The sequence below is a fragment of the Burkholderia cenocepacia genome, from assembly GCF_014211915.1.
In the GTDB taxonomy this organism is placed as follows: Bacteria; Pseudomonadota; Gammaproteobacteria; order Burkholderiales; family Burkholderiaceae; genus Burkholderia; species Burkholderia orbicola.
Genome location: NZ_CP060040.1, coordinates 2,516,284 through 2,536,903, shown reverse-complemented (window position 1 = coordinate 2,536,903; position 20,620 = coordinate 2,516,284). Strand labels below are relative to the sequence as shown.

At 66.2% G+C, this 20,620-nt stretch carries 19 protein-coding genes; 9 read left to right on the top strand and 10 right to left on the bottom strand.

Annotated elements, in window-relative coordinates; translation table 11 throughout:
* Positions 1-105: 105 nt before the first annotated feature.
* From SY91_RS27740 to SY91_RS27715, 6 genes are all read right to left on the bottom strand, one after another.
* Positions 106-3,159, bottom strand: coding sequence for an ATP-binding protein (locus SY91_RS27740; protein WP_023476984.1), 3,054 nt, complete (start codon positions 3,157-3,159; stop codon positions 106-108).
* Between the two features lie 190 nt (positions 3,160-3,349).
* Positions 3,350-4,006, bottom strand: a complete 657-nt coding sequence (locus tag SY91_RS27735) for a response regulator transcription factor (protein WP_023476986.1) — start codon at positions 4,004-4,006, stop codon at positions 3,350-3,352.
* 668 nt (positions 4,007-4,674) lie between these two features.
* Positions 4,675-7,719, bottom strand: a complete 3,045-nt coding sequence (locus SY91_RS27730) for an ATP-binding protein (RefSeq protein ID WP_043887999.1) — start codon at positions 7,717-7,719, stop codon at positions 4,675-4,677.
* A gap of 341 nt (positions 7,720-8,060) precedes the next feature.
* Positions 8,061-9,080 carry a hypothetical protein gene (locus SY91_RS27725; RefSeq protein ID WP_043888005.1) on the bottom strand — a complete coding sequence of 340 codons (1,020 nt, stop codon included), beginning with the start codon at positions 9,078-9,080 and terminating at the stop codon, positions 8,061-8,063.
* A 136-nt stretch (positions 9,081-9,216) separates the two neighbouring features.
* Positions 9,217-10,044: a hypothetical protein gene (locus SY91_RS27720; protein ID WP_034175555.1), complete on the bottom strand. Its 828-nt coding sequence runs from the start codon at positions 10,042-10,044 to the stop codon at positions 9,217-9,219.
* A gap of 120 nt (positions 10,045-10,164) precedes the next feature.
* Positions 10,165-10,752, bottom strand: a complete 588-nt coding sequence (locus SY91_RS27715) for a tetratricopeptide repeat protein (RefSeq protein WP_023477588.1) — start codon at positions 10,750-10,752, stop codon at positions 10,165-10,167.
* Positions 10,753-11,115: 363 nt separating this feature from the next.
* Here SY91_RS27715 and SY91_RS27710 point away from each other — a divergent pair, with 363 nt between their 5' ends.
* The 3 genes from SY91_RS27710 (at position 11,116) to atsR (ending at position 14,376) form a co-directional block, all read left to right on the top strand.
* Entirely contained in the window at positions 11,116-11,988 is an 873-nt protein-coding gene (locus tag SY91_RS27710; RefSeq protein WP_023477227.1) for a response regulator, read from the top strand.
* A gap of 62 nt (positions 11,989-12,050) precedes the next feature.
* Positions 12,051-12,554, top strand: a complete 504-nt coding sequence (locus SY91_RS27705; protein WP_023477226.1) for a molybdopterin-dependent oxidoreductase — start codon at positions 12,051-12,053, stop codon at positions 12,552-12,554.
* A gap of 1 nt (position 12,555) precedes the next feature.
* Positions 12,556-14,376, top strand: a complete 1,821-nt coding sequence (gene atsR, locus SY91_RS27700; protein ID WP_023477225.1) for a hybrid sensor histidine kinase/response regulator AtsR — start codon at positions 12,556-12,558, stop codon at positions 14,374-14,376.
* A 38-nt stretch (positions 14,377-14,414) separates the two neighbouring features.
* Here the strand turns inward: atsR and SY91_RS27695 are convergent, their stop codons facing one another.
* Complete coding sequence (locus tag SY91_RS27695; protein ID WP_043888223.1) at positions 14,415-14,834, bottom strand: secondary thiamine-phosphate synthase enzyme YjbQ; 420 nt, start codon at positions 14,832-14,834, stop codon at positions 14,415-14,417.
* A 10-nt stretch (positions 14,835-14,844) separates the two neighbouring features.
* A complete protein-coding gene (locus SY91_RS27690; protein WP_006485487.1) occupies positions 14,845-15,171 on the bottom strand; it encodes a thioredoxin family protein in 327 nt (108 codons plus the stop codon).
* 231 nt (positions 15,172-15,402) lie between these two features.
* Between SY91_RS27690 and SY91_RS27685 the strand changes: the two genes are divergently transcribed.
* The 6 genes from SY91_RS27685 (at position 15,403) to SY91_RS27655 (ending at position 19,230) form a co-directional block, all read left to right on the top strand.
* Complete coding sequence (locus tag SY91_RS27685) at positions 15,403-16,107, top strand: flavin reductase family protein (RefSeq protein ID WP_023477223.1); 705 nt, start codon at positions 15,403-15,405, stop codon at positions 16,105-16,107.
* A gap of 207 nt (positions 16,108-16,314) precedes the next feature.
* Positions 16,315-16,647: a DUF2322 family protein gene (locus SY91_RS27675; RefSeq protein ID WP_023477221.1), complete on the top strand. Its 333-nt coding sequence runs from the start codon at positions 16,315-16,317 to the stop codon at positions 16,645-16,647.
* 109 nt (positions 16,648-16,756) lie between these two features.
* Positions 16,757-17,626 (top strand): hypothetical protein, encoded by an 870-nt coding sequence (locus tag SY91_RS27670; RefSeq protein WP_023477220.1) that lies wholly within the window; start codon positions 16,757-16,759, stop codon positions 17,624-17,626.
* Between the two features lie 141 nt (positions 17,627-17,767).
* Positions 17,768-18,400, top strand: coding sequence for a LysE family translocator (locus SY91_RS27665; RefSeq protein ID WP_023477219.1), 633 nt, complete (start codon positions 17,768-17,770; stop codon positions 18,398-18,400).
* A 277-nt stretch (positions 18,401-18,677) separates the two neighbouring features.
* Positions 18,678-18,956 carry a type II toxin-antitoxin system RelE/ParE family toxin gene (locus tag SY91_RS27660; protein ID WP_310642881.1) on the top strand — a complete coding sequence of 93 codons (279 nt, stop codon included), beginning with the start codon at positions 18,678-18,680 and terminating at the stop codon, positions 18,954-18,956.
* Positions 18,943-19,230 carry a helix-turn-helix domain-containing protein gene (locus tag SY91_RS27655; protein ID WP_012338842.1) on the top strand — a complete coding sequence of 96 codons (288 nt, stop codon included), beginning with the start codon at positions 18,943-18,945 and terminating at the stop codon, positions 19,228-19,230. Before SY91_RS27660 ends, SY91_RS27655 begins: the two co-directional genes overlap by 14 nt.
* 82 nt (positions 19,231-19,312) lie before the next feature.
* Here the strand turns inward: SY91_RS27655 and SY91_RS27650 are convergent, their stop codons facing one another.
* Positions 19,313-19,882 (bottom strand): hypothetical protein, encoded by a 570-nt coding sequence (locus SY91_RS27650; RefSeq protein WP_011548437.1) that lies wholly within the window; start codon positions 19,880-19,882, stop codon positions 19,313-19,315.
* 235 nt (positions 19,883-20,117) lie between these two features.
* On the bottom strand, positions 20,118-20,576 hold the full coding sequence (locus SY91_RS27645; RefSeq protein ID WP_006486309.1) for an Lrp/AsnC family transcriptional regulator: 459 nt from the start codon (positions 20,574-20,576) through the stop codon (positions 20,118-20,120).
* Between the last annotated feature and the right edge of the window lie 44 nt (positions 20,577-20,620).

Below are 20,620 nucleotides of genomic sequence, written 5' to 3'. Positions count from 1 at the left end.
CGTGGTCGGGCATCGAATCCGGAGGTGCAATCGGCCGTACTGCTTTCGATATGTCACGCTGACCGATATCGGCCCATGTTCGTGCATGGGTCACACCACGCCTGCTTAAGTCTCGCCTTCGAACCGACGTGAGTTCGCTTCGAGCAGCCGGTCCAGTGCAGCCTCGATCGTCTTCCGGAACGCAGGCCAGTGTCGCTTCAAGGCTTCCATGCCGCCTTCGCTCGCGGCACGCTCCATGTGCGCACTCGCGTCGCGCGCCTCGATGTCGCCCGCCAGCGCAAAGCCCCCGCGCATCGAATGCAGCTGGATTTTCACCGGTTCGATTTCTCCACGCGACAACGCATCGCCGATCACCGCCAGCGAACGAACCGTCGCCGCACGCAGCGTCACGCGAATCTCGTCCGATATCGCCGGCCGGCTGTCGGCCTCGCCACCATCGGCACGCGTATCGTCCGGTACGACCGCACGGCCCCGCGCCGTCTGCCGCCGCAGCGCCGCATCGAGCGCTGCAATCGACAGCGGCTTGAGCACCACCTCCGCCGCCCCCGCCTGCTCGCAGCGCCGGTAATCGTCGTCGGTCGCATGCGCGGTCATCGCGATCACCGGCACCTTCGCGCCCTGCTCGCGCAGGAATCTCGTCAACGCGAAGCCGTCGAGTTCCGGCATGCCCAGATCGGTCAGCACGACGTCGAACGGATGCTCGAAGAACGCACGCATCGCTTCCTTGCCGTTCGAAACGATCGTCGCGTCGTAGCCCAGCGCATCGAGCTGATCCCGCAATAGCGCGCGGCTCGCCGGATGATCCTCGGCGACCAGCACGCGAAGCGGCACGGCATCGTCATCCCGACCCGGTCCGTGCTCCGGGTCCGAATCGAACGCGGCGTCCGCTTCCGGATACGCATTCCGCCAGCCGGACGGCGCATCGGGCAGCGGCAACGCGGCCGTGAAGGTCGTTCCGTCGCCAGGCCGGCTGTCGACCGTCAGTTCGCCGTGCATCAGCCTCGCGATGCGGCGGCACAGCGGCAGCCCGAGCCCGGTGCCGCCGAAGCGGCGATACACGGACGGATCGGCCTGCATGTAGACGTCGAACAGCGTCGGCAACGCATCCGCGGGAATGCCGACGCCCGTGTCGCGCACCGCGATCTCGACGCGACGCGCGCCCGCATGCCCGGCCGCGATCCGCGCATCGATCGCGACGACGCCTTGCTTCGTGAACTTGATCGCATTGCTGACCAGATTCGACACGAGCTGACGCAGCCGCGTGGGATCGCCGACGTATCCATCCGCGAGATCGGACGCGGTCCGGCATTCGAGCAGCAGCCCTTTCGCGTCCGCAACCGGCCGGAAAATCGCCGCGACGTCGTGCAGCAGCGCGCGCAGGTCGAACGGTATCCGTTCGAGCACCATCTGGTTCGATTCGGCCTTCGACAGATCCAGCACGTCGTTGATCACGCGCAGCAGTGCATCCGACGACGACGCGATCGTCTTCAGGCGACGCTGCTCCCGCGACGGCAGCGCGGCGCGCGCCATCAGTTCCAGGTTGCCGACGATCGCGTTGAGCGGCGTGCGGATCTCGTGGCTCATCGTCGCCAGAAAGGTCGATTTTGCCTTGTTCGCGTCTTCCGCCGCCGCGCGCGCCTCGGTCAGTTTGTCTTCCGTGAGCTTGCGGGCCGTGATGTCGGTGAGCGTGCAGAGCAGCACATCGACGCCGCGGAATTTGGTCCGGACGATATGCGCGGCAAGATAGGTCGTGCCGTGATCCGCGCGTTCGACGGCCAGTTCCTGCTGCATCACGCGGCGCCGGTCGCCGGCGAGCGCGCGCTCGCGGTATGCCTGCCAGATGCGCTTGCCGAGCGGAAGCCCCGACGCACCACGCTCGTACGCGAGCGCCGCGTCGTTGCGCACCATCGTGTCGCCGTCGGCCACCGACAGCAGCAGCAGCCCGGCCGGCGCGTTGCGGATCAGTGTCCGGTTGAAGGCCTCGCTTTCGAGCAGACGGATCGCGCGCCGGTGCGCGGGACGCAATGCACGCCGGTCGAACATGACGATCGTGAACCAGAGCAGCGCGATGCCGAACAGCGCGATGCCCGCCGCCGTGCTCACGCCGACGGCGGTCGCACTCGCCACACTGCGCCACGAGAAGGTCGTCATCAATACCAGGCTTGAATCGGGCAGGCGGTCGCCGATGATGAAGCGCGTGCCGATCCGGCGTACGACCACATGTTCGCCGAACGGCTCGCGCGCGTCGTTCAGCGCGCGCTCGATCATCGCCGGATCGCGTTGCCGCCCGAACACGATGTTGCCGCGTGCGTCCACGACCGCGACGTCCTCATCGTCCGACCGGGGCGACATGACGTCGTCGAGGCGAAACAGGCCGTTGAAGACGAGCCATCCGAACGGCCGACCGGCCGCGTCGTCCAGCCGCCGCGCGAACCGCACGACGGGCCGCCCGGCTATCGGATCGAAGCGGCGGTCGAGCATGAACGTGCGATTGCGCATGTCCGGCTTCTGCTTCGACGCGCCGGTCGGCATCAACGCGGCAATCAATGCGTTCAGGTCGGTATCGGGCGGAAGCAAGCGCGCGCGCTCGACGTACCCCGCGCCGATCACGCCGAGGAACGGGCCATCGAGCCCGATCAGGTAGCCGCCCACCGGCTCGGCATCGACCATGTGCGGCGGATGCGGGGCGCTCGTGTCGATCTGCCCGAGCACGGCGCCCAGATACCGTGCATAGGACTCGGCGGGCCGATCCGCCGTGATCTCGGCCAGTGCGAGGAACGGCTCAACGCCGGCCACGGTGCTCGCGCTCAGCCTGCCATGCGCCGCCGAGAAGGCCTGGAGCGCCTCCGGAGACGGCCGCGCCCCTTCGTTCCAGAACTGCTCCGTCCGGCCGCCGAAGATCATCAGCAACCGGTCGGCCCCCTGGAGATTGGCATTGAACCGCGCTTCGCGCTGAAGAAACATCGAACGCGCCTGCGCAAGGCAGTCCTGCACGTCGAGCCGCACGACGAGCGCCGCGCACACAAGCATGAATACCGTGACCGCGGCGCCGCCGCCATACAGCAGGATTTGCTGCTGACGCCTGACTCGGTCCGGGTCGAACGGCTTGCGGCCCACCGCCGTGGCGTGTGCGATGAATCTTTTCAGTTTTGCGGGCATGTCGTTTCGATTTCGTCGGTCCCGTTCCGGGACGTATCGTCGTTCGCCGCGCGACCGCTTTCACGATCGGGCGGCCAACGCCGCAATGCGTGCCGCATGGACATGTGCCGCACCGCGCACCGCGTCGACACATATCCGGGTCGGCAGGCACAATGCGCGACGATGGCCCTGCGCCACGCCCTCCGCCGCGCTATGCGTCCTCCGACGCTTCCGGCAGCTTGCCTTCGTCCGCATAACGGATCAGGTCGGCGTCGCGGACGATGCCGAGCTTCTTCATCGCGCTGGTTTTCTGCGAACTGATCGTCTGCTTGCTGCGATGAAGCTGCACGGCGATTTCGCCGACCGTATAGCCGGAGCAATAGAGCCGCACCACCTCGATCTCACGCGTGGTCAGCGGTCGCGCGGACGACAACACGTCCGTGCTTTCCAGCAGCTGCTTGATGAACGGCGAAAGATAGTTGGCGCCGACATAGGCTGCGTGCACGGCGCCGACCAGATGCGACGTGGCATCCGACTTGCTCAGGATGCAACCGACGCCCTGCTTCTGGATCGCGCGCAGCACGCTCGGATTGTCGATCATCGTGATCGTCACGAGATGTAGCGCGGGAAACCGCCGTTGCAGGAACGACAGCAACGACAGCCCGTCGCCATACTTGCCGCCCGGCATCACGTAGTCGACGACGAGGACGTCGCTCGGATGCTCGTCGAGCGCGGCGACCAGATCCGTCGAATTCGAGACCGTGCCGATCAGCCGGATCGTGCTGCTTTCCGCAAGCGCTTGCGACATCCCGAGCGCGGACGATGGATGATCGTCCGCCACCATCACTCGCACAAAGAATTCATCCATGGTTTGTGTTCTCCCGATACGTCCGGCCCGCAATTGATGTTCCGCCCAGCCGGAAACCACCTCGATGCGCTGTTCGGGCGAACCACTACGTACGCCGGCCGGACAAAGCGTCGCCTAATTTTAAGATAAACGGACGAGGCAACGTCGCGCGGGCATCATTTTCGGGACACACGCTTCGCCCGAAGTCGCGCATGCCCTCGATCAGACGGGATGCGCACGCTGTCCGGGCGCCCCTTGCCGAACGGGTCAGACAAGCACGCCGGGCGTCGATGGCCCGCGTGCGGCCAGGGCATCGGCCCGCGCAAACCCATGTCGTTACGCGGTGCGCACGGTTACCTCGCGCGCTAATGGTTCATCGTCTGCTCATCCGAGTCGTCCATTGCTTGCTGCCACTCGTTGATCGCACGCCGTTTTTGCGACGGCGACATGATCAGGAATTCGTTCATCTTCGTCAGAAAGTCCTTCTTCGATCTCTCCGGTAATATCGCAAATCCGAGCAGCAGCCTGAACACCCTATTCATATAGCGCACGGCCTTCCCCTTCAGTCGATTCAATATCGTGCACGCCGGTGCGCCAGCGCGACACGTCTGCCTTCCATTTCTGACACGCGAGTTTCTTCTTGTCGTTCGCTACCGTTGCGGATCGAACACCGCCCGCGCGCCCGCGTTTCACGACACCCTCTCGTCCCGCGACGCATGCGACCCGGCATGCGCCCCTTGCCGTCGCGCCACCCGGGTCAGCACGGCTTTCAGCTGCGCCAGCGTGACCGGCATCGTCATGATCTGCGCGACCTCCGCCGCCGCATAGCGATCGGCATCGTCCGGCATCAGGTACGATACGACGGCCACCACCACACATGACAGCCCGCGCTCGCGAACGGCTTGCGCGAGCGCGGACGCGCGCATGTCGGGCAAATCGCCCCCCAGCAGCAGCATGTCCCATGACGACGACGCCAACCGGTCGAGCACCGCGTCGCCGCGCCTCGTCTCGGCGACCGTGCACCCCAGTGCATCGAGTTGCTCCCGGAGCATCGAACTGCCGGACGCCGGATCGCCGGCCAGCAGCACGCGCAACGGACGCTCGCCGCGCGCGTCCTTCCGGCGGGCGTAACCGTCCTCCGGCACGACCCATCGTTCGCCGGGCGTGGCCGCCGCAAGCGTCATCGCGGCCAGCAACCCGGTCAGCGAATAACCCGATACGCGAATCGTCGTGCCGGCGACGTACGGCTGAAGCGGCCCGTCCGGCGTCGCGAACACGATTGGCGCCGCCCCCGCGTGCAGGCTGTCGAGTTCCGCCCGGCGCCAGGTATCGGAGTCGCCGAACAGCACGATCGCGTGCGCGCGCGCGCGGCTCGCGGCAGCGATCTGCGTCGGGCTGCGATGGACGACGACCTCGAACCCCCAGCGTTCGAGATGCGGCCGTGCAAACGTGCGCCACGCGTTCTCGGCGGCGACGAGGATCAGCGTACGGCCGGCGAAGGCGCCGCTCGCGGGATCGGCGTCGATCTCCGTGCCCAGCGGCAGGCGCACGGTGAAACGACTTCCGATCCCGGGCGCACTGACGACCGAGATCGCACCGCCCATCGCCGTGACGAGCCGGTCGCACAGCGCGAGCCCGAGACCCGAGCCCCCGTAGCGCCGGGTGATCGACGCGTCGACCTGCGAGAACGCCTTGAACAGCTTCTGTCGCTGCTCGTCGGGAATGCCGATGCCGGTATCCTCGACTTCCAGCGCGAGCCCGGACACGCCGTGCGCGTCGCGGCGCACCGACAGCCGCGCGGTTACCCGCCCTTCGCTCGTGAACTTGATCGCGTTGCTCAGCAGGTTGGCGAACACCTGGCCGAGCCGCGTCGGGTCGCCGCGCATGCGCTGCGCGCCGCACGCGTCGATTTCCGCGAGCAATTGCAGTCCTTTCGCCTTCGCGACGGGTGCGAACGCGGCAAGCTCGCGCTCGACCACCGCCATTACGTCGAACTCGATCGACTCCACCGACATCGCGCCCGCCTCGATCTTCGAGAAATCGAGGACGTCGCTGACGATCGCGAGCAGGCCCTCGGCCGACGTGCGCAATGTCTGGACGCGGCTTTGCTGCGATGCGTCCAGCGCCGAGCGGGAAAGCAGCTCGAGATTGCCGAGAATCACGTTGAGCGGGGTCCGAATCTCGTGACTCATCGCCGCGAGGAACGACGACTTCGCGGCGTTCGAGGAATCCGCCGCGCGGACGGCCTCCTCCAGCTTCCGCACGAACTGCTGCTTCGCGGTCGCATCGACGACGGCCGCGATCAGCACCACGTCGCCCTGGTAGCGCGCACCGCGTGCGATCACCTCGAGATGCATCGGCTCCGCATCCATGCCCGCACCGGGGACGTCCATCAGCAGGTTGACGCGCATCGCCCCGTCTGCGCCGCCGCTCGACAGGAAAGCCTCGTAACGGTCGACGATCTGCTCCGACAACGCCGCCCGATCGCCGCCGAACCGAGCGGCGATCTCGGTCAGCGCGGTACTGGCGAGCATGATGCGCCGGTCGGCCAGCGACACGAGCCCGATACCGACCGGCGCCATCTCGACCACGTGACGACACAGATCCTCGCTGTCGAACACGCGCTGCGAACGTGCGTAGACGGGAATCAACACGCGCCGGAAAAAGCGGATCAACAGCCACCACATCACGGCGATCGCGACCAGCGTCGAAGCGGCCAGCGCACCCGCCTGCACACCGATGCCGGACGCGATATCGGACCACGACAGCGCATACGCGATCGTCCAGCCGGTCTTGCCGAGCGCGCCCCGGAACACGACGAAACCGTCGCGCACGAGCGGCGCGCCGGCAGCCGTGCCCGCATGCGCGACGTCGAGCCCGAGCAGGCGCCCGGCCAGCCCGGGAACCGCCGCGGCTGCCGGATCCATCGCGACGAGCCGGTTGTCGGCGGTCGTGATGAAGAACGTGCCTTCCGACGTGCGCTCGGCGAGCCACGACAGCAGGTAGTCGGGCGCATATTCGGTCACGAGCACCGCGAACGGCTCGCCTTCCGCGACGGCCTCGGCGGCGATCCGGATACGCGTGCGCCCGGTGACCGGATTGACGTACGGCGGCAGCCAGTGCACGCGCGGCTGGGCCGGCGAAGACGCCGACCGGGGTTCGGCGAAGTCGACCCGCAGCGCTTCCAGCACGCCCGCACGCGCGGCCGGCGTCGCGAGCGCGGGATTCTCGCGCGACAGATGCGGCACGAGCCCGAACAGGCCCGTGCGCGTGCTGTAGTGATAGCCCTCCAGCACACGCCCACGATTGAGCGAGCTGGCCGCGCAGATGCGCGACAGGATGAACGACAACGAGAGATAGCGCGCGACCTCCGCGCGCGCGTCCGTCTGTCCGGGCACGCCCACCACGAGCGACGGATACGGCGTGATCGCGAGTTGCTGGTTGTTGTCGAAGAAATCGTTCACGATCCGGCGGGGCGCCGGGCCCAGTTCGCGCCAGATCAGTTGCGTATTCGCGACGCCGTTGCGGAACGACGTCTCGCTCACCTGTATCTCGTCGAACGTCTCTTCCATCCCGTTCGCGAAATTGCGCCGCTCGCCATTCAGGTAGCCGTAGACGATCGACGCCATCCCGAGCCCGCAGGCGATCAGGATCAGGATCGTCACGACGATACCGCCGCCGAACATCGAAATGCTCTGGTAGCGACGAATGGACTGGAGCGTGCTGTTTGGCATGACACTGCACGGAGCGGCTTCGCGGGCGGAGGGGGAAATGCACCTTCCGGCAGGCGAGCGCCTGCATCGTGCTGGAGCTTTGGAAATGAACGTGCACCGATCATGCCAAACGGTGCATCGAAAATCAGTCGAGCTCGACTCTTTTAGTACAAGTCAAACTGAATTGAGTAGATATTTGGAACTCGACCGAAAATCCGGTCGCACGACCGCCACGCAGCAGCCGCCCGAACAGGGGAAAAGCCGGCGGCCGGCGATGCGCGGGCCGCCATCGCGCGCGCCGGGCGGCGCGCCGTGATGCGCAACGGCGACGGCCGGCCGGGCCGCCTTCGTTGCGCGTGCGCTCAGTTCTGCGTGAGCGGATTCAGCGTCGTGCACAGGAAGCCCGTGCAGTTCTTCGGCGTGAAATAGAACGACGCCATCACCGGCGCGGGGGAGCCGAGCGCGATATCGCTCAGATAGGCGGCGCCCTGCGCGCCGAACGTGTTCGCCTGCTGCACGAAGCTCGCGCCGGTCGACTGGATCGCGGCCGACTCGTACGAGAAGGTCGGCGACTGCGTCTGATCCTTCACGTAGATCCACGAGATCGCGGTGCCGAATGCCATGCCGCCCTTCGCGCGATAACCCTTCGCCCCTTCGCTGTTGGCCTGTGCGATGAAGTCGTTGACGGTCGACGTCGGCGCCAGCGCGTCGTACGTATAGGTCGCGTTCGACGCGTTGTTCTTCATGTACACGTTCGCCTGCACGGCGCCCACCATCAGCGGGCCGAGCAACCAGTAGCCCGACTGGCCCTGGCCGTTCGCCTGCGTGAGGAACGCGTTGGCATCGGCAGGCAGGCCGGTCGTCGTGTACGTGTAGGTGGCGGACGAACCGCCATCCTTGCGATAGAGATCGCCGTACGTGAGCGGCCCTTCGTAGCGGTAGCCGCTCGCCCCTTGCGCGTTGGCCGCGTTGACGAAGGACGTCATGTCGGCCGGCGCCGCCTGCAACTGGTACGTGTAGGTCTGCGCGGTACCGTCGTTCACGAAGATCGACTGCGTTCCGCCGTTGCCCGCCGTGTAGAAGTAGTCGCCCAGATAGCGATAGCCCTTCGCGCCTTCGTTGTTGATCAGCGTCAGGAAGCTCGCCTTGTCGGCCGCGACAGGCTGCGCCTCGTAGCGCCATGTCAGCGTGCTGCCGCCCGAGCCACCCGAACCGCCGTTGCCGCCGGAACCCGTGCCGCCCGAACCGGTGCCGCCGGTCCCGCCGCTGCCGCCGTTGTTGGTCGTGCCCGATCCGCCGGACGCGGCGGGCGAGGAATTGTCGTCGCCGCCGCAAGCGGTCAGCGCCAGGCAAGTCAATGCAATCAGTGCAACGGCTTTCATCGGGATCACCTTCCGAACGAACAGGACGAACGCAGCCAGTGCGCGCGCATCGTGCCGCGCGCACCGACCCTCACGAATCACGAATCAGACATCGGGAATCAGCCATCGGCCGGCGCCCCCCGCCGGCCCGACGACGTCAGTTGACCTGCAGCTGGCCACCGCGGCCCAGCCCGCCCTTGACGTCCTGCGCCTTGTAGCTGCGCAGCGCGACGACCATCTTGTTGTACGCATCGATGAACGCGACGACCGTCGCCTTGCCTTCCGGCGTCGACGAGAAGCCCGCCAGCGCACCACCCACGCCGCCGCCGAAGCCGCCCAGCGCCGCGCCGTAGTTGGTCGCCGTCGAGCTGCCTTCCGACGCCGCGATCTGCACCGCCGAGCGCACGTCGAACAGCGTCAGCGTCACCACCGACGCCTTCGTCTGCAGATGGCCCGCCACCGCCGCCACCGCGCTGTTGCCGATCAGCCCGCCGATCATGCTGCCGATCCCGCCGATCGGCGAATCGTTGATCACGATCTGCGGCTCCATGTAGTAGTCGGCCGCGACGCGCTGGCCCTTCTGCTGCTTCGAGCCCGCGCGGTATTCGCCCGAGTTGCGCTGCAGCTGCGTGATGCGCGACAGGCGTGCGTCGCTCTTCTGGTTGCCGATCGACGTGATCACGAAGCAGTTCGACTGCTGCACCGCCAGCCGCAGCAGCGGATCGATGCTCGTCACCTTGGTGGCGCTGCCGAACTGGCCCCACCAGTCGGCATTGCGGCCGTCGTCGACCGCGATCGTGCCGAGCGGCGACGTGCAGCGCTGCAGTTGCGAATCGGCGCCGGCGCTCGCGCCGCCAGCCGCGGCGCCCGTCACGCCGGCGTTCTGCCCGCCGGGCGTCACCACGCCGCCGCAACCCGCGACGGACGCGCCAAGCGCTGCCACCAGCGCACCTTGAGTGAGACGTTGGAGAAGGTTGGTCTTCATTGTCGTTGTCGATCGATTAGAGTCGTTGTTCGGCTTATGTGTCCGTGCGAACTTCGATAAGCCCCCCGGCGCGGCGCGCGATGGTGGTCTCCCCGCGGCTGCCCCCGTTGCGATGCCCGGTCAGTAGTACCAGTACGTCTGCTGCCAGACGCCGTAGTACGGATAGCCCGAGTACCAGTAGCCGTAATAGGTGTCACGCCATTGCGTGCGCCATTTCCAGTCTTCTTCGTCCTCTTTCTTCGCCTTGCGCGCGAGATCGAGCAGCTTTTTCGATTCCTTGTCGCCGCGAGCGGCCGCGATCGACAGCCACTTCTCCGCTTCGCGCGCATCCGAGCCCATTTCCTCGAGGCCGAACAGGTAGAAACTGCCGAGCGCCTTCTGCGCGTTCAGGTCGCCGCGTTCGGCCGCCTCGCGCATCCACTTGAGCGCCTGGTAGCTGTCCTGGCGCACGCCGTCGCCGCGGAAATAGCGCAGGCCGAGGTCGTAGGCGGCCTTCGGCTGGGTCTTCGCGGTTTGCTTGAGCGCGGCGATGCGCGGATCGTCCCGGTCTTCCGCATCGTCCCTTTTTTGATAGGAGACCTGATCTTTAGGGCGATCGGAACAACCGGTGTCGTCGCAGATCCGTACCGTGCCGGCAGTCACCGACGGATCCTGCGCGCACGCGGCCAACAGCAACAGCAGCCCCGGTGCGAGTAAACGGCGATACATTTGGTACTTTCCTCAAGTTTTATTGGCGCCGCAATTCTTCGAGCTATCCCACCCCGTGAGCTCGTACCTGGTTGCGCGCGGCGCAGCGGATACAATTCCATCCGCCCACGCCGACACGCAGTCCTAGGCTCTCTCAGGTTCTCTCTTCGAATCGTTCCGTCACTATTTCATTGCTGCCGCTTTTCGCTGACCCGACTATGCCGGGATCGATCTCCAAACATGACGCGGAAAACAATAGTGACGTGGTGAGCAATAATAATGGAGAAAAATGGCATGTCAAGGTCCTTCGCGTCTTTAAAGTTTGCGTGACGCGTCAGCTTTGATATGCTCTCCCTCGCCAAAACCCCTGGAGACCCCATCGAGATGTCCACCACCGAGCAGGCCAACGTCGATCTCATCACCGCCAACAAGGTGCGCGATCTCCTGAACCGGAACGGCATTCCGCCGCGCAGTCACAACACGACGATCGCGAACGTGCTCGGCCTGAGCTTCTCGGTCGTCACGCGCAAGATGAAAGGTCTGATTCCGTGGAACCTGTCGCAGTTGCAGGACATCGCGACGCACTTCGGCGTGCCGCCCGCGATCCTGCTCGACGACAAGGGCACGCAGCCGGCCGCGGCCGAGATGATCGACGCGACGTTCGTGATCGAGTCGAAGCGCTTTCGCTGCCGCGCCGCGATCTCGACGAAGGCCACCAGCCAGATCGAAACGGATTTCGTCGCGCTGCAGTGGCAGGGCGAATGGATCGTCACCGAGCGCGAGCATGCACGCGAGGGCCGCACGTATCCGGTCGACCTGATCGAGCTGCGCTCGGCGCAGCCGAACGTGTACGCGGCGCGGATCGCCGTGGTCGACGATTCGCACGACGTCGCCGAAACGGTCTGTGAATATTTCATCGAGAAAGGCGTGAACGCGATTCCGTACTTCGACGGCGCGAGCTTCCGCAAGGCGCTGGAAGTCGAGGATTTCGACGGCTACATCCTCGACTGGATGCTCGGCGACCAGACGGCCGCCGAACTCGTGCGCGGCATCCGCTCGAGCGAGAACAGCGGCGCGCCGATCTTCCTGCTGACCGGCAAGATCTCGACCGGCGAAGCGAGCGAGGACGAAATCGCGCACATCGTGTCGCACTACAACGCGCGCTGCGAAGAAAAGCCGGTGCGCCTGCCGATCCTGTTCGCGGAAGTCGCCCGCGAACTGAAACTCACGCTGCCGGCGGCGTCGGCCGCGAACTGAGAACCGGAAACCGCGGCCGGAACGACAACCCGCTACCCGCACCACCAGACCGAGGGAAAGACATGCGCGTTTCAACCATCTGGATCAAAAGCCTGCTGACGGCCTGCCTGCTCGGGATGACCGTCGCGGCGTGGGCCGCGTCGTCGTTCACGTTTACCGTCGACGGCAAGATCAGCAAGAGCAACCAACAGGGGAAAATGACCTACGTCTTTTCCGAGCAGGCGCTAATGGCGCTGCCGCAGCATACGATCGTCACGTCGACGAGCTGGACGCCGAAAGCGACCTTCACCGGGCCGCGCCTGTCCGACGTGCTGAAGACGGTCGGCGCGCACGGCACGCAGATCGAATTCCGCTGCATCGACGAATACACGTTCACGATTCCCGTATCCGATGCCGCCAAGTACGGCGTGATCCTCGCGCGGACGATGAACGGCAAGGTGCTCGGCAACGACAACTACGGCCCGCTGTGGATCATGTATCCGCGCGACCAGTATCCCGACGAGCTGAAGACGCCGCTCGGCGAAGCGAAGTTCGCGTGGCAGATCATCGGTCTGACCGTGAAGTGACATGACGCGGCGGCGATGGAAAAATAGAAAGATCATCCTGGTCCTCGGCTCGCTGTGGATCATGGGGTTCGCCGCGTGGGCGTTCCTGCTGTGGGATCTCCTCGCCACCTCGGTCAACGAGGGCGTGCTCGAGGGGCCGCGCGAAGGCGTGTTCTGGACCGCCGCGCAATACCGCAACGTGTATACCCGCTTCGATCGCCAGCTGATTCTCTACGCGACGCGCGAGGACGATGACTTCGATCACCTGCAGATGCAGCTCGACAGCCTGTCGGTGTCGTTCGGGTTCCTGCAGCGGCCGTCGGAAGTGTCCCAATACTGGCTGCGCATCCCGCGCGCGCGCAACGAGATCGACGCGCTCGGCGAATTCATGACGCGCCTGAAACGCGAAGTGCCGCTGCTGCGCGACTCGCCGAAGCAGGCGCGTCAGGTGATCGATGAAGTCAACGCGTACTGGCCGAAGGTCAACGGCCTCGCGAACTACTTCCGCGCGATCGAAATGGCGCAGCGCGATTTCACGTTCCATCAACTGAAGGACAAGCAGCGCGCGATCCTGATCCTCGGCATCGTGCTCGGCGTGATCCTGTGCGCGCTGTTCCTGCTGCTGTTCTATACGATGCGCACGCGCGACGATCTGCTGGAGCGGCAAAACGCGGCGCTCGATGCGGAGCGCAAGGCGTCCGACCGCGCGTTCGAGATGATCGAGGCGAAGAACGCGTTCCTCGGGATGGTCAGCCACGAGCTGCGCACGCCGCTGCAGGCGATCTGCGGATCGATCGAGATCCTGCTCGCGCGCCCGCAATCGGATGCGAACCTGAAGACGATCCGGCGGCTGCAGAATTCCGCGCTGTCGCTGGAGGCGCTCGTCAAGGACCTCACCGACTACATCAAGCTACGCTCGACGAAGCGCGTCGCCGAACTCGATACCGTCGGCATCGCGCCGCTGCTTGCCGAAGTGCTCGAACCGCTGCGCGAGAGGATCGCGACGAAACGGATCACGGTCACGCAGCACGTCGAGCCGGCCGGCCTCGCGATCTGCTCAGATCGCAAGCTGCTGCGACAGGTACTGTCGAACCTGATCGAGAACTCGGTCAAGTACACGACCGGCGGCTCGATCACGGTGGCGATCACGCTCGCCGACGCGCCGGCCGGCCAGCAGGTGAGGATCGCCGTGCGCGACACCGGCGCCGGCATCGCGAAGCAGCATCTGTCGAAGATCTTCGAGCCGTTCTATCGCGCGAACGACGCAGTCGGGTTGCACGTCGACGGGATCGGCATGGGGCTCGCGGTCGTGCGCGAAATCGTGACGACGCTGCGCGGGCATGTGGACGTGCGTAGCGTGGTCGGCGAAGGCAGCGAGTTCGTCGTGACGCTGCCGGTCGAAGTGCCGGGCGCCGATACGGCGGGCACCGCGGCTGGCGACGTGCCCGCGCTGCCGGCCGTACCGGCGCACCGCGGCCGGCGCGCGCTGGTAGTCGACGACAACGACAACGCACGCGAAACGCTCGGCGCGATGCTGTCGGCGCTCGGCCTCGAGGTGGATCTGTGCGGCACCGGACAGGAAGGCGCCGCGCGCTTCGGTACGGGCCGCTACGATCTCGTCGTGCTCGATCTCGAACTGCCGGACCTGAGCGGATTCGACGTGGCGCGGCGCATTCGCGCCATGGCGCAACCCGACGACGACGGTCGGCATCCGGCGATCCTCGGCGTCAGCGCGTATGAATCGGCCGCGCTGCGCGAGAACCAGCGGGTGTTCGACGCGTTCCTGCCGAAGCCGGTTCACCTGCGCGAGCTCGGCACGCTCGTCGAGAAGCTGCTCGCCTGAGCGCGGCGTCACGCGTTTCCGTCCGCTCGTCTGCTCGCTTATTCGCCGATCAGATGCAGCACGATGTCACGCCGGTGCGCCGCGCGGCGATGCTCGAACACATAAATCCCCTGCCACGTGCCGAGCACCATGCGCCCGTGCTCGACCGGGATCGACAGTTGCACCTGCGTGAGCGCCGTGCGCAGATGCGCGGGCATGTCGTCGGCGCCTTCGGTGTCGTGCTCGTAGCGCGTGTCGTCCTCGGGCGCGAGTGTCACGAAATAGCGTTCGATATCGCGCTGCACCGACGGGTCCGCATTCTCCTGGATCAGCAGCGACGCCGACGTATGGCGGCAGAACACGGTGAGCAGGCCGGTGCGGATCGCCTGCTGGTCGACGAACGCGCGCACCTGCGGCGTGACTTCGACGAGGCCGCTGCCGCGCGTATCGACGCCGACGTGCGTGATGGCCTGTTGCATCGCCATGACCTCAGGCCAGCGCGGCGAAGCCGTCGGCTTCGATCTGTTTCGCGTCGGCGGGGCGCACGACGCGCGCGACTTCGACCCCATCGCGCAGGAAGACCAGCGTCGGCCACAGCTTCACGCCGAACGAGCGGCCGAGCGGACGGCCGGGGCCGTCCTCGATCTTCAGGTGTCGCACGGCAGGATGCGCGGAGAACGACGCCGTGATCGCGGGCTGCGCGCCTGCGCAGATTCCGCACCAGTTCGCGCCGAATTCGATGACGGTTGCGCCGCCCAGTGCGTCGACTTCCGCGCGGGTCGGCGCGTTGGCGGTGTAGCGTTGCTCGGTGTCCATCAGGCCCTCGTGTGCGTTGGCGGAACGTGACTGCACGCGCCGGCGTGATGCGGGCGGGTGCGGCCTTCGATTTCTTACTGTAGCGGAAAAGGCCGGGTGCTGCCGGCTCGGCCCGGCGCGGCGCCGGCCCTCTTTTGTGCGCCTTCGGGAATGACACGACAAGATTCGGAGCGCCGCGCCGCCGCGACGGGATCAGCATGGGAACCGATCCCGTCAACGAAGGACTCGACCATGAATGCGCCGCATTGCGTCACCGAACCGAACATCCTGTACTTCGGCACGCCCGTCGTGCTGGTGAGCACGCTGAACGAAAACGGCACGGCCAATCTCGCGCCGATCTCGTCGGCGTTCTGGCTCGGCTGGCGTGGCGTGATCGGCATCGCCGCCAGCTCGCAGACCACCCGCAACCTGCTGCGCACCGGCGAATGCGTGCTGAACCTGCCGTCGTCGGCGCAGGCCGACGCGGTCGACCGGATCGCGCGCACGACCGGCACGTACCCGGTGCCCGACGGCAAGCGCGCGAAAGGCTACGTATTCGAACCCGACAAGTTCGGCACGGCCGGGTTCACCGAGGCCGCGTCGCACACGGTCGCACCGCCGCGCGCGCTCGAATGCCCGGTGCATATGGAGGCGGTCGTCGCAGCCACGCACGGCATCGGCGACGACCTGCCAGACCTGCGCGGCCGCATCCGCGTGTTCGAGGTGCGCATCCAGCGCGTGCACGCGCATCCCGACCTGCTGATGGACGGTCATCCGGATCGCATCGATCCGGACAAGTGGTCGCCGCTGATCATGAGTTTCCAGAAGTTCTACGGGCTGGCGCCGCGGCAGGTGCATGCGTCGCGGCTCGCCGAGATTCCCGAACACGCGTATCGCAGCCCCGACATCGAGCGCTCGCGCGAGGCGGGCATGCTGACCGGTACCGGACGGTCATGACGCCGCACGCGGCGTCGCTGATGAACATGAGAACATGGCGCGGATGATCGGCGCGGTATTCGGCGTTGCGATGCTGCCGCTCGCGGGCGCGGCGCTCGCGTGGCGCACGGCCGGCGCGGGCACGCGGGCCGGCGCGCCCAAGCCGATCGGATAAGATACGGCCGGCCACGCACCTTGGCCCATGACCGAACCGACGGAGTGTTTTCAGTGATTCAACCGACCGAAGTATTCAAGGACAACCTCGCGCAACTGCCGGCCATCGACGGCATCGCGCGCATCGATCTCGTCGGCGCGAACGGCGACGTGGTCGCGACCATCGAGAACCAGCCGGGCAAGCAGGGCTCGCTCGCGGTGTACCACTATCTGAAGCAGGCATTCGGCACGCTCGACGCGAAAGCGGCCGAGCACGGCCTCGCGGTGTTCGCGGAGCATACGGCCGACGCGCGCAATCGTCCGGGCACGCACCCGAACGTCGATCGTCTGCTGGCGATCGTCGCGGGCGGCGAAGCGCTGCGCATCGACGTGGTCGCGAAAGGCTGAGTCGGCGATGAAATGCGCGCGCGTGCCGCCGGGCGATGCGCGCGACTTTGACTGACGGGCGAAAAAGACGATTGCCACGCCCGTCCCACTTTCCCCGGAGCAAGCCCGCGTGTTTCTTTCCGTTGCCTCACCGTTCACCCGCCATCTTGCTTCGATCGTTTCGATCGCGATATTTGCCGGTACCCCGTTCGGCGGCACGGCATCGGCCGAGCCGCTGCGCACGGCCTCCGATATCGCCGGGGCGTCGCTCGTGCCGCTCGGCACGCTGCCGCACTCGCCTGAAAGCGGTTCGCTCGATCCGTTCTGCACGCAATATCGCGCGAAAGCGACCACGGCGGCCGGCCGCGAAGTCGCGCAGCGCAACTGGATCGTGACGTCCGAGGCGCCGCTCGGCCGCTACACGGTCGTGACCTTCGCGAGCGGATTCAACGCCGGCACGAGCGCGATCTGCTTCGTGCGCAACGGCAATATCGGCGTATTCGACGGCACGACGCTCGTCGCGCTCGGCTATACGGCACGCAAGGCGGGCTGGCAGCTCGGCTCGGTCGACCGCATGGAAAACGGCGCGCTGCTCGTGTGGGGCGGCAACGGCCCCGGTGCACCCGTCGGCGAGCTGCATGAAGCAAGCGGCGGCCTGCGGCTGACCCGCGTCGCAGCCGAGCGCGCGTTCTGCGACGGCCGCGCGGTCGTGCCGAACGTGTATGGCAAGCCGCTCGACGTGGCACGGCGAATCCTGATCGCGCATGGCTGGCAACCGCTGCGACCGCGCGAGAAGCCGGATGCGATGGACGGCGCGGCGACGCTCGCGAAGCACGGCATCGTCGAAGCCGAAGCATGTTCGGGCACCGGCGTCGGATATTGCGCGCTGCGCTACCGGAATGCGGCCGGCGTGCTCGGCGTGACGACGGTGGGCGGCGAGCCGGACCGGCCTTCCGAGAACACCGTGATCGACTATCAGGTTGCCTGTCGCAAGCGGTGAGCGGCGTGCAGGCGGCGCATGCGCGATGCATGCGCACGCGATCCGTGCCGTCCGGCCATCGTCCGTTCGCTCGATTGACCGGCCTCGCGCGCCCTCCTAAACTGAGTTCCCTTTTACGCCGCACCAGCAAAAGGGACTGCCATGATCGACCTCTCCACGCTCGCGCTGTTCTCCGGCGCGTGTCTCGCGCTGACCATCACGCCCGGCCCCGACATGTTGCTGATCGCGTCCCGCAGCGTGAGCCAGGGCCGGCGCGCCGGCTTCGCGACGCTCGCGGGCATTCAGGCCGGCACCTACTGTCATGCGCTCGCGGCCGCGTTCGGTCTGTCGCAGCTCTTCGTCGCGGTGCCGCTCGCGTATGACGTCGTGCGCTTCGCCGGCGCCGCGTATCTGCTGTATCTCGCCTGGAAGACGTTCCGTTCGGACGCGACCGCGCTGTCGCCCGTCGCGTCGCAACGTCGCCATTCGACTGCGACGATCTTTCGCCAGGGGCTGACGACCAACCTGCTGAACCCGAAGATGGCGTTGTTCGTGCTCGCGCTGTTCCCGCAGTTCGTGCGGCCCGAGCAGGGCTCGATCGCCGTGCAGATTCTCGTGCTGGCGACGGTGCTCAACCTGATCGGACTCGTCGTGAACGGCGCGGTGATTCTCTCCGCGAGCCGGCTGAGCCAGCGGATCGGCGCGCGCCGCCGGCCGTCGAAAGTGCCGCAGTATCTGCTGGGGTCGGTGTTCGTGGGGCTGGCGGCGCGGCTCGCGATGGCGGGGCGGAACTAACCCGTCGCGATTTACTGGCGCCCAGTCCACCCTGATACTCGGCCACACTGCTTTCCGGACCCGAATTTCCCGAGCGCATTCGGGTCCGCACCTCCCCACCGATCTCTCCGACCGAAGAAGTACGGTCGCGAACTCCCCTCACTTCTGACCCACCGCCTGTGTCCGCTTCCGCGGTCGGTCACCGTTCTTGTATCGATATAACATATTTGTTACTATGCCGACTCATGGTTACGAGATCCCGTTCTTCAATGAGCGTGTAGCGGCAGGCGTAGCGTCATTGCCGACGACTCTGCTTGCCCGGTACTTTGCACTCGCGGACCGCATGGAACGGTACGGCCCGAATCTCGGGGAGCCGCACTCCCAATCGATGGGAAACGGCCTGTATGAGAGGCGACTGAAAGGCGCGGAAGGTATTGCGCGGGTGTTTTACTGCGCGATCGTCGAACGCCGAATCGTCATGCTCCACTGTTTCGTGAAGAAGACGCCAAGGACGCCGCTGAAGGAACTGGAAATCGCGCGTCGTCGCTTGAAGGAGGTTCGAGATGGCAACGTATAAGGAACTGCGTGAGCGGGCACTGGCCGATCCCGCGGTGCGCACGGAATACGAACGATTGAATCGCGAGGAATTCGCGCTGCTCGACGCGATGCTGGCTGCGCGGCGAGAAGCGGGCTTGTCGCAAGCCGATGTGGCGGCACGCATGGGCACGAAAGCGCCCGCCATTACCCGACTCGAGCGCGCGCTCGCAACGGGGCAGCACTCCCCGTCCGTCGATACGCTGCGCAAGTATGCGGCGGCTTGCGGCAAGACACTCGTGATCTCGTTCGCCTGAATCACGCGCGCTCAAGGCGGTCGGCCGTCCATGACGGATTCGATACCCGCATGACGCGCGAGGCGCCCAAACGCAGAACCCTTCAGCGCGTCGCCCCCAGCGCCACGCGCAGCCGCTCCATCAACCGCGTGTAATGCCGCAGCACGTCGTCCTTCGACACGACATTCGCGGTCGAGAAACGCTCGGACCACACCGGCTTCCATTCATACGAACCGTGCACGCTGCGATCGCCGTCGGGCGCCTGGATCAGCGAGCGGATCCGCGCGTCGCGGCCCGGCCCCGTATGCATCTCGAACAGCGCGTGGATGAACGTGTGATATGCGTCGTACACGTCGTCGTCGAACAGGTAGCGGTAGATGTGGAACGTGCGGTCGAGGTCGCGCTTCGCGCGGATCACGTCGTCCGGCGAGATGTCCTTCCAGTAGCCGATCCACGTGTAGAAGCACAGCAGCGCATTGAGCTGCGGCGCGACCGCGTCGTACAGCGCGAGCCGCTTCTCGATCAACCGCTGGTTGGTCCACTGCACGAGCTCGAGCCGCTTCAGCCGGCGCGCGACGAGCCAGCCGAGACACGCGACCGACAACGGCGTCAGCACGCCGAGCACGAGCTTGACGATTTCCAGCGAATTCCACGGCGTATTGAATGGCTGCATGTAGGGCTCGACAGGAAGAAACGCATTCGCGCGACGCGTAACCCGGCGCGCAACGCAGCGCCGCTCGGCCGAGCGCGTCGGCATTGACCGTTAGTTGCTTGCACATCGAACACCGCATGACCGTGCCGGCAATGCAGGCGATGCGACTCACTCCGTCAGTGTATCGGGCGATTGTCACCGTGCAATGACCGCTCGTCGTCGACGCATCGTCACGCGCCCCGCGCGTCGCCCCGCTTCAGGTGGGTAGCGCCGACGTGAGCTTGACCTTCTGCATCGGAATGTCGGTCTTCACGCTGAGCACGCCGGGGATGCGCGTCAGGTATTCCATCTGAAAGCGCCGGTAATCGTCGATGTCGGCCGCGACGACGCGCAGCAGGAAATCGCAGTCGCCGGCCATCAGGTGGCATTCGACGACTTCCGGCATCTGCTGGACGGCCTCGGCGAAACGGTTCACCGATTCCGCGTCCTGCCCCTTCAGCCACACGCGCGTGAAGATCGTCAGCCCCTTGCCGACCTTCGCCGGGTTCAGCACGGCCACATATTTCTCGATCACGCCGGCTTCCTCGAGGAGCCGCACGCGCCGCAGGCACGGCGACGGCGACAGCCCGACCTCGTGCGCGAGTTCCACGTTCTGCATGCGGCCGTCGCGCTGCAGCGCGCTCAGGATCCGGCGGTCGATAGCGTCAAGCTTCATGTGGCATCCGATTCCAAAAAATTCGCGTATCACGCGTTCGATGC

Bases quoted from the DNA above. Each gene is read 5' to 3' on its own strand.
- SY91_RS27740 (WP_023476984.1), bottom strand. From the start codon at position 3,159: ATGCCCGCAAAACTGAAAAGATTCATCGCACACGCCACGGCGGTGGGC.
- SY91_RS27735 (WP_023476986.1), bottom strand. From the start codon at position 4,006: ATGGATGAATTCTTTGTGCGAGTGATGGTGGCGGACGATCATCCATCG.
- SY91_RS27730 (WP_043887999.1), bottom strand. From the start codon at position 7,719: ATGCCAAACAGCACGCTCCAGTCCATTCGTCGCTACCAGAGCATTTCG.
- SY91_RS27725 (WP_043888005.1), bottom strand. From the start codon at position 9,080: ATGAAAGCCGTTGCACTGATTGCATTGACTTGCCTGGCGCTGACCGCT.
- SY91_RS27720 (WP_034175555.1), bottom strand. From the start codon at position 10,044: ATGAAGACCAACCTTCTCCAACGTCTCACTCAAGGTGCGCTGGTGGCA.
- SY91_RS27715 (WP_023477588.1), bottom strand. From the start codon at position 10,752: ATGTATCGCCGTTTACTCGCACCGGGGCTGCTGTTGCTGTTGGCCGCG.
- SY91_RS27710 (WP_023477227.1), top strand. From the start codon at position 11,116: ATGTCCACCACCGAGCAGGCCAACGTCGATCTCATCACCGCCAACAAG.
- SY91_RS27705 (WP_023477226.1), top strand. From the start codon at position 12,051: ATGCGCGTTTCAACCATCTGGATCAAAAGCCTGCTGACGGCCTGCCTG.
- atsR (WP_023477225.1), top strand. From the start codon at position 12,556: ATGACGCGGCGGCGATGGAAAAATAGAAAGATCATCCTGGTCCTCGGC.
- SY91_RS27695 (WP_043888223.1), bottom strand. From the start codon at position 14,834: ATGCAACAGGCCATCACGCACGTCGGCGTCGATACGCGCGGCAGCGGC.
- SY91_RS27690 (WP_006485487.1), bottom strand. From the start codon at position 15,171: ATGGACACCGAGCAACGCTACACCGCCAACGCGCCGACCCGCGCGGAA.
- SY91_RS27685 (WP_023477223.1), top strand. From the start codon at position 15,403: ATGAATGCGCCGCATTGCGTCACCGAACCGAACATCCTGTACTTCGGC.
- SY91_RS27665 (WP_023477219.1), top strand. From the start codon at position 17,768: ATGATCGACCTCTCCACGCTCGCGCTGTTCTCCGGCGCGTGTCTCGCG.
- SY91_RS27655 (WP_012338842.1), top strand. From the start codon at position 18,943: ATGGCAACGTATAAGGAACTGCGTGAGCGGGCACTGGCCGATCCCGCG.
- SY91_RS27650 (WP_011548437.1), bottom strand. From the start codon at position 19,882: ATGCAGCCATTCAATACGCCGTGGAATTCGCTGGAAATCGTCAAGCTC.
- SY91_RS27645 (WP_006486309.1), bottom strand. From the start codon at position 20,576: ATGAAGCTTGACGCTATCGACCGCCGGATCCTGAGCGCGCTGCAGCGC.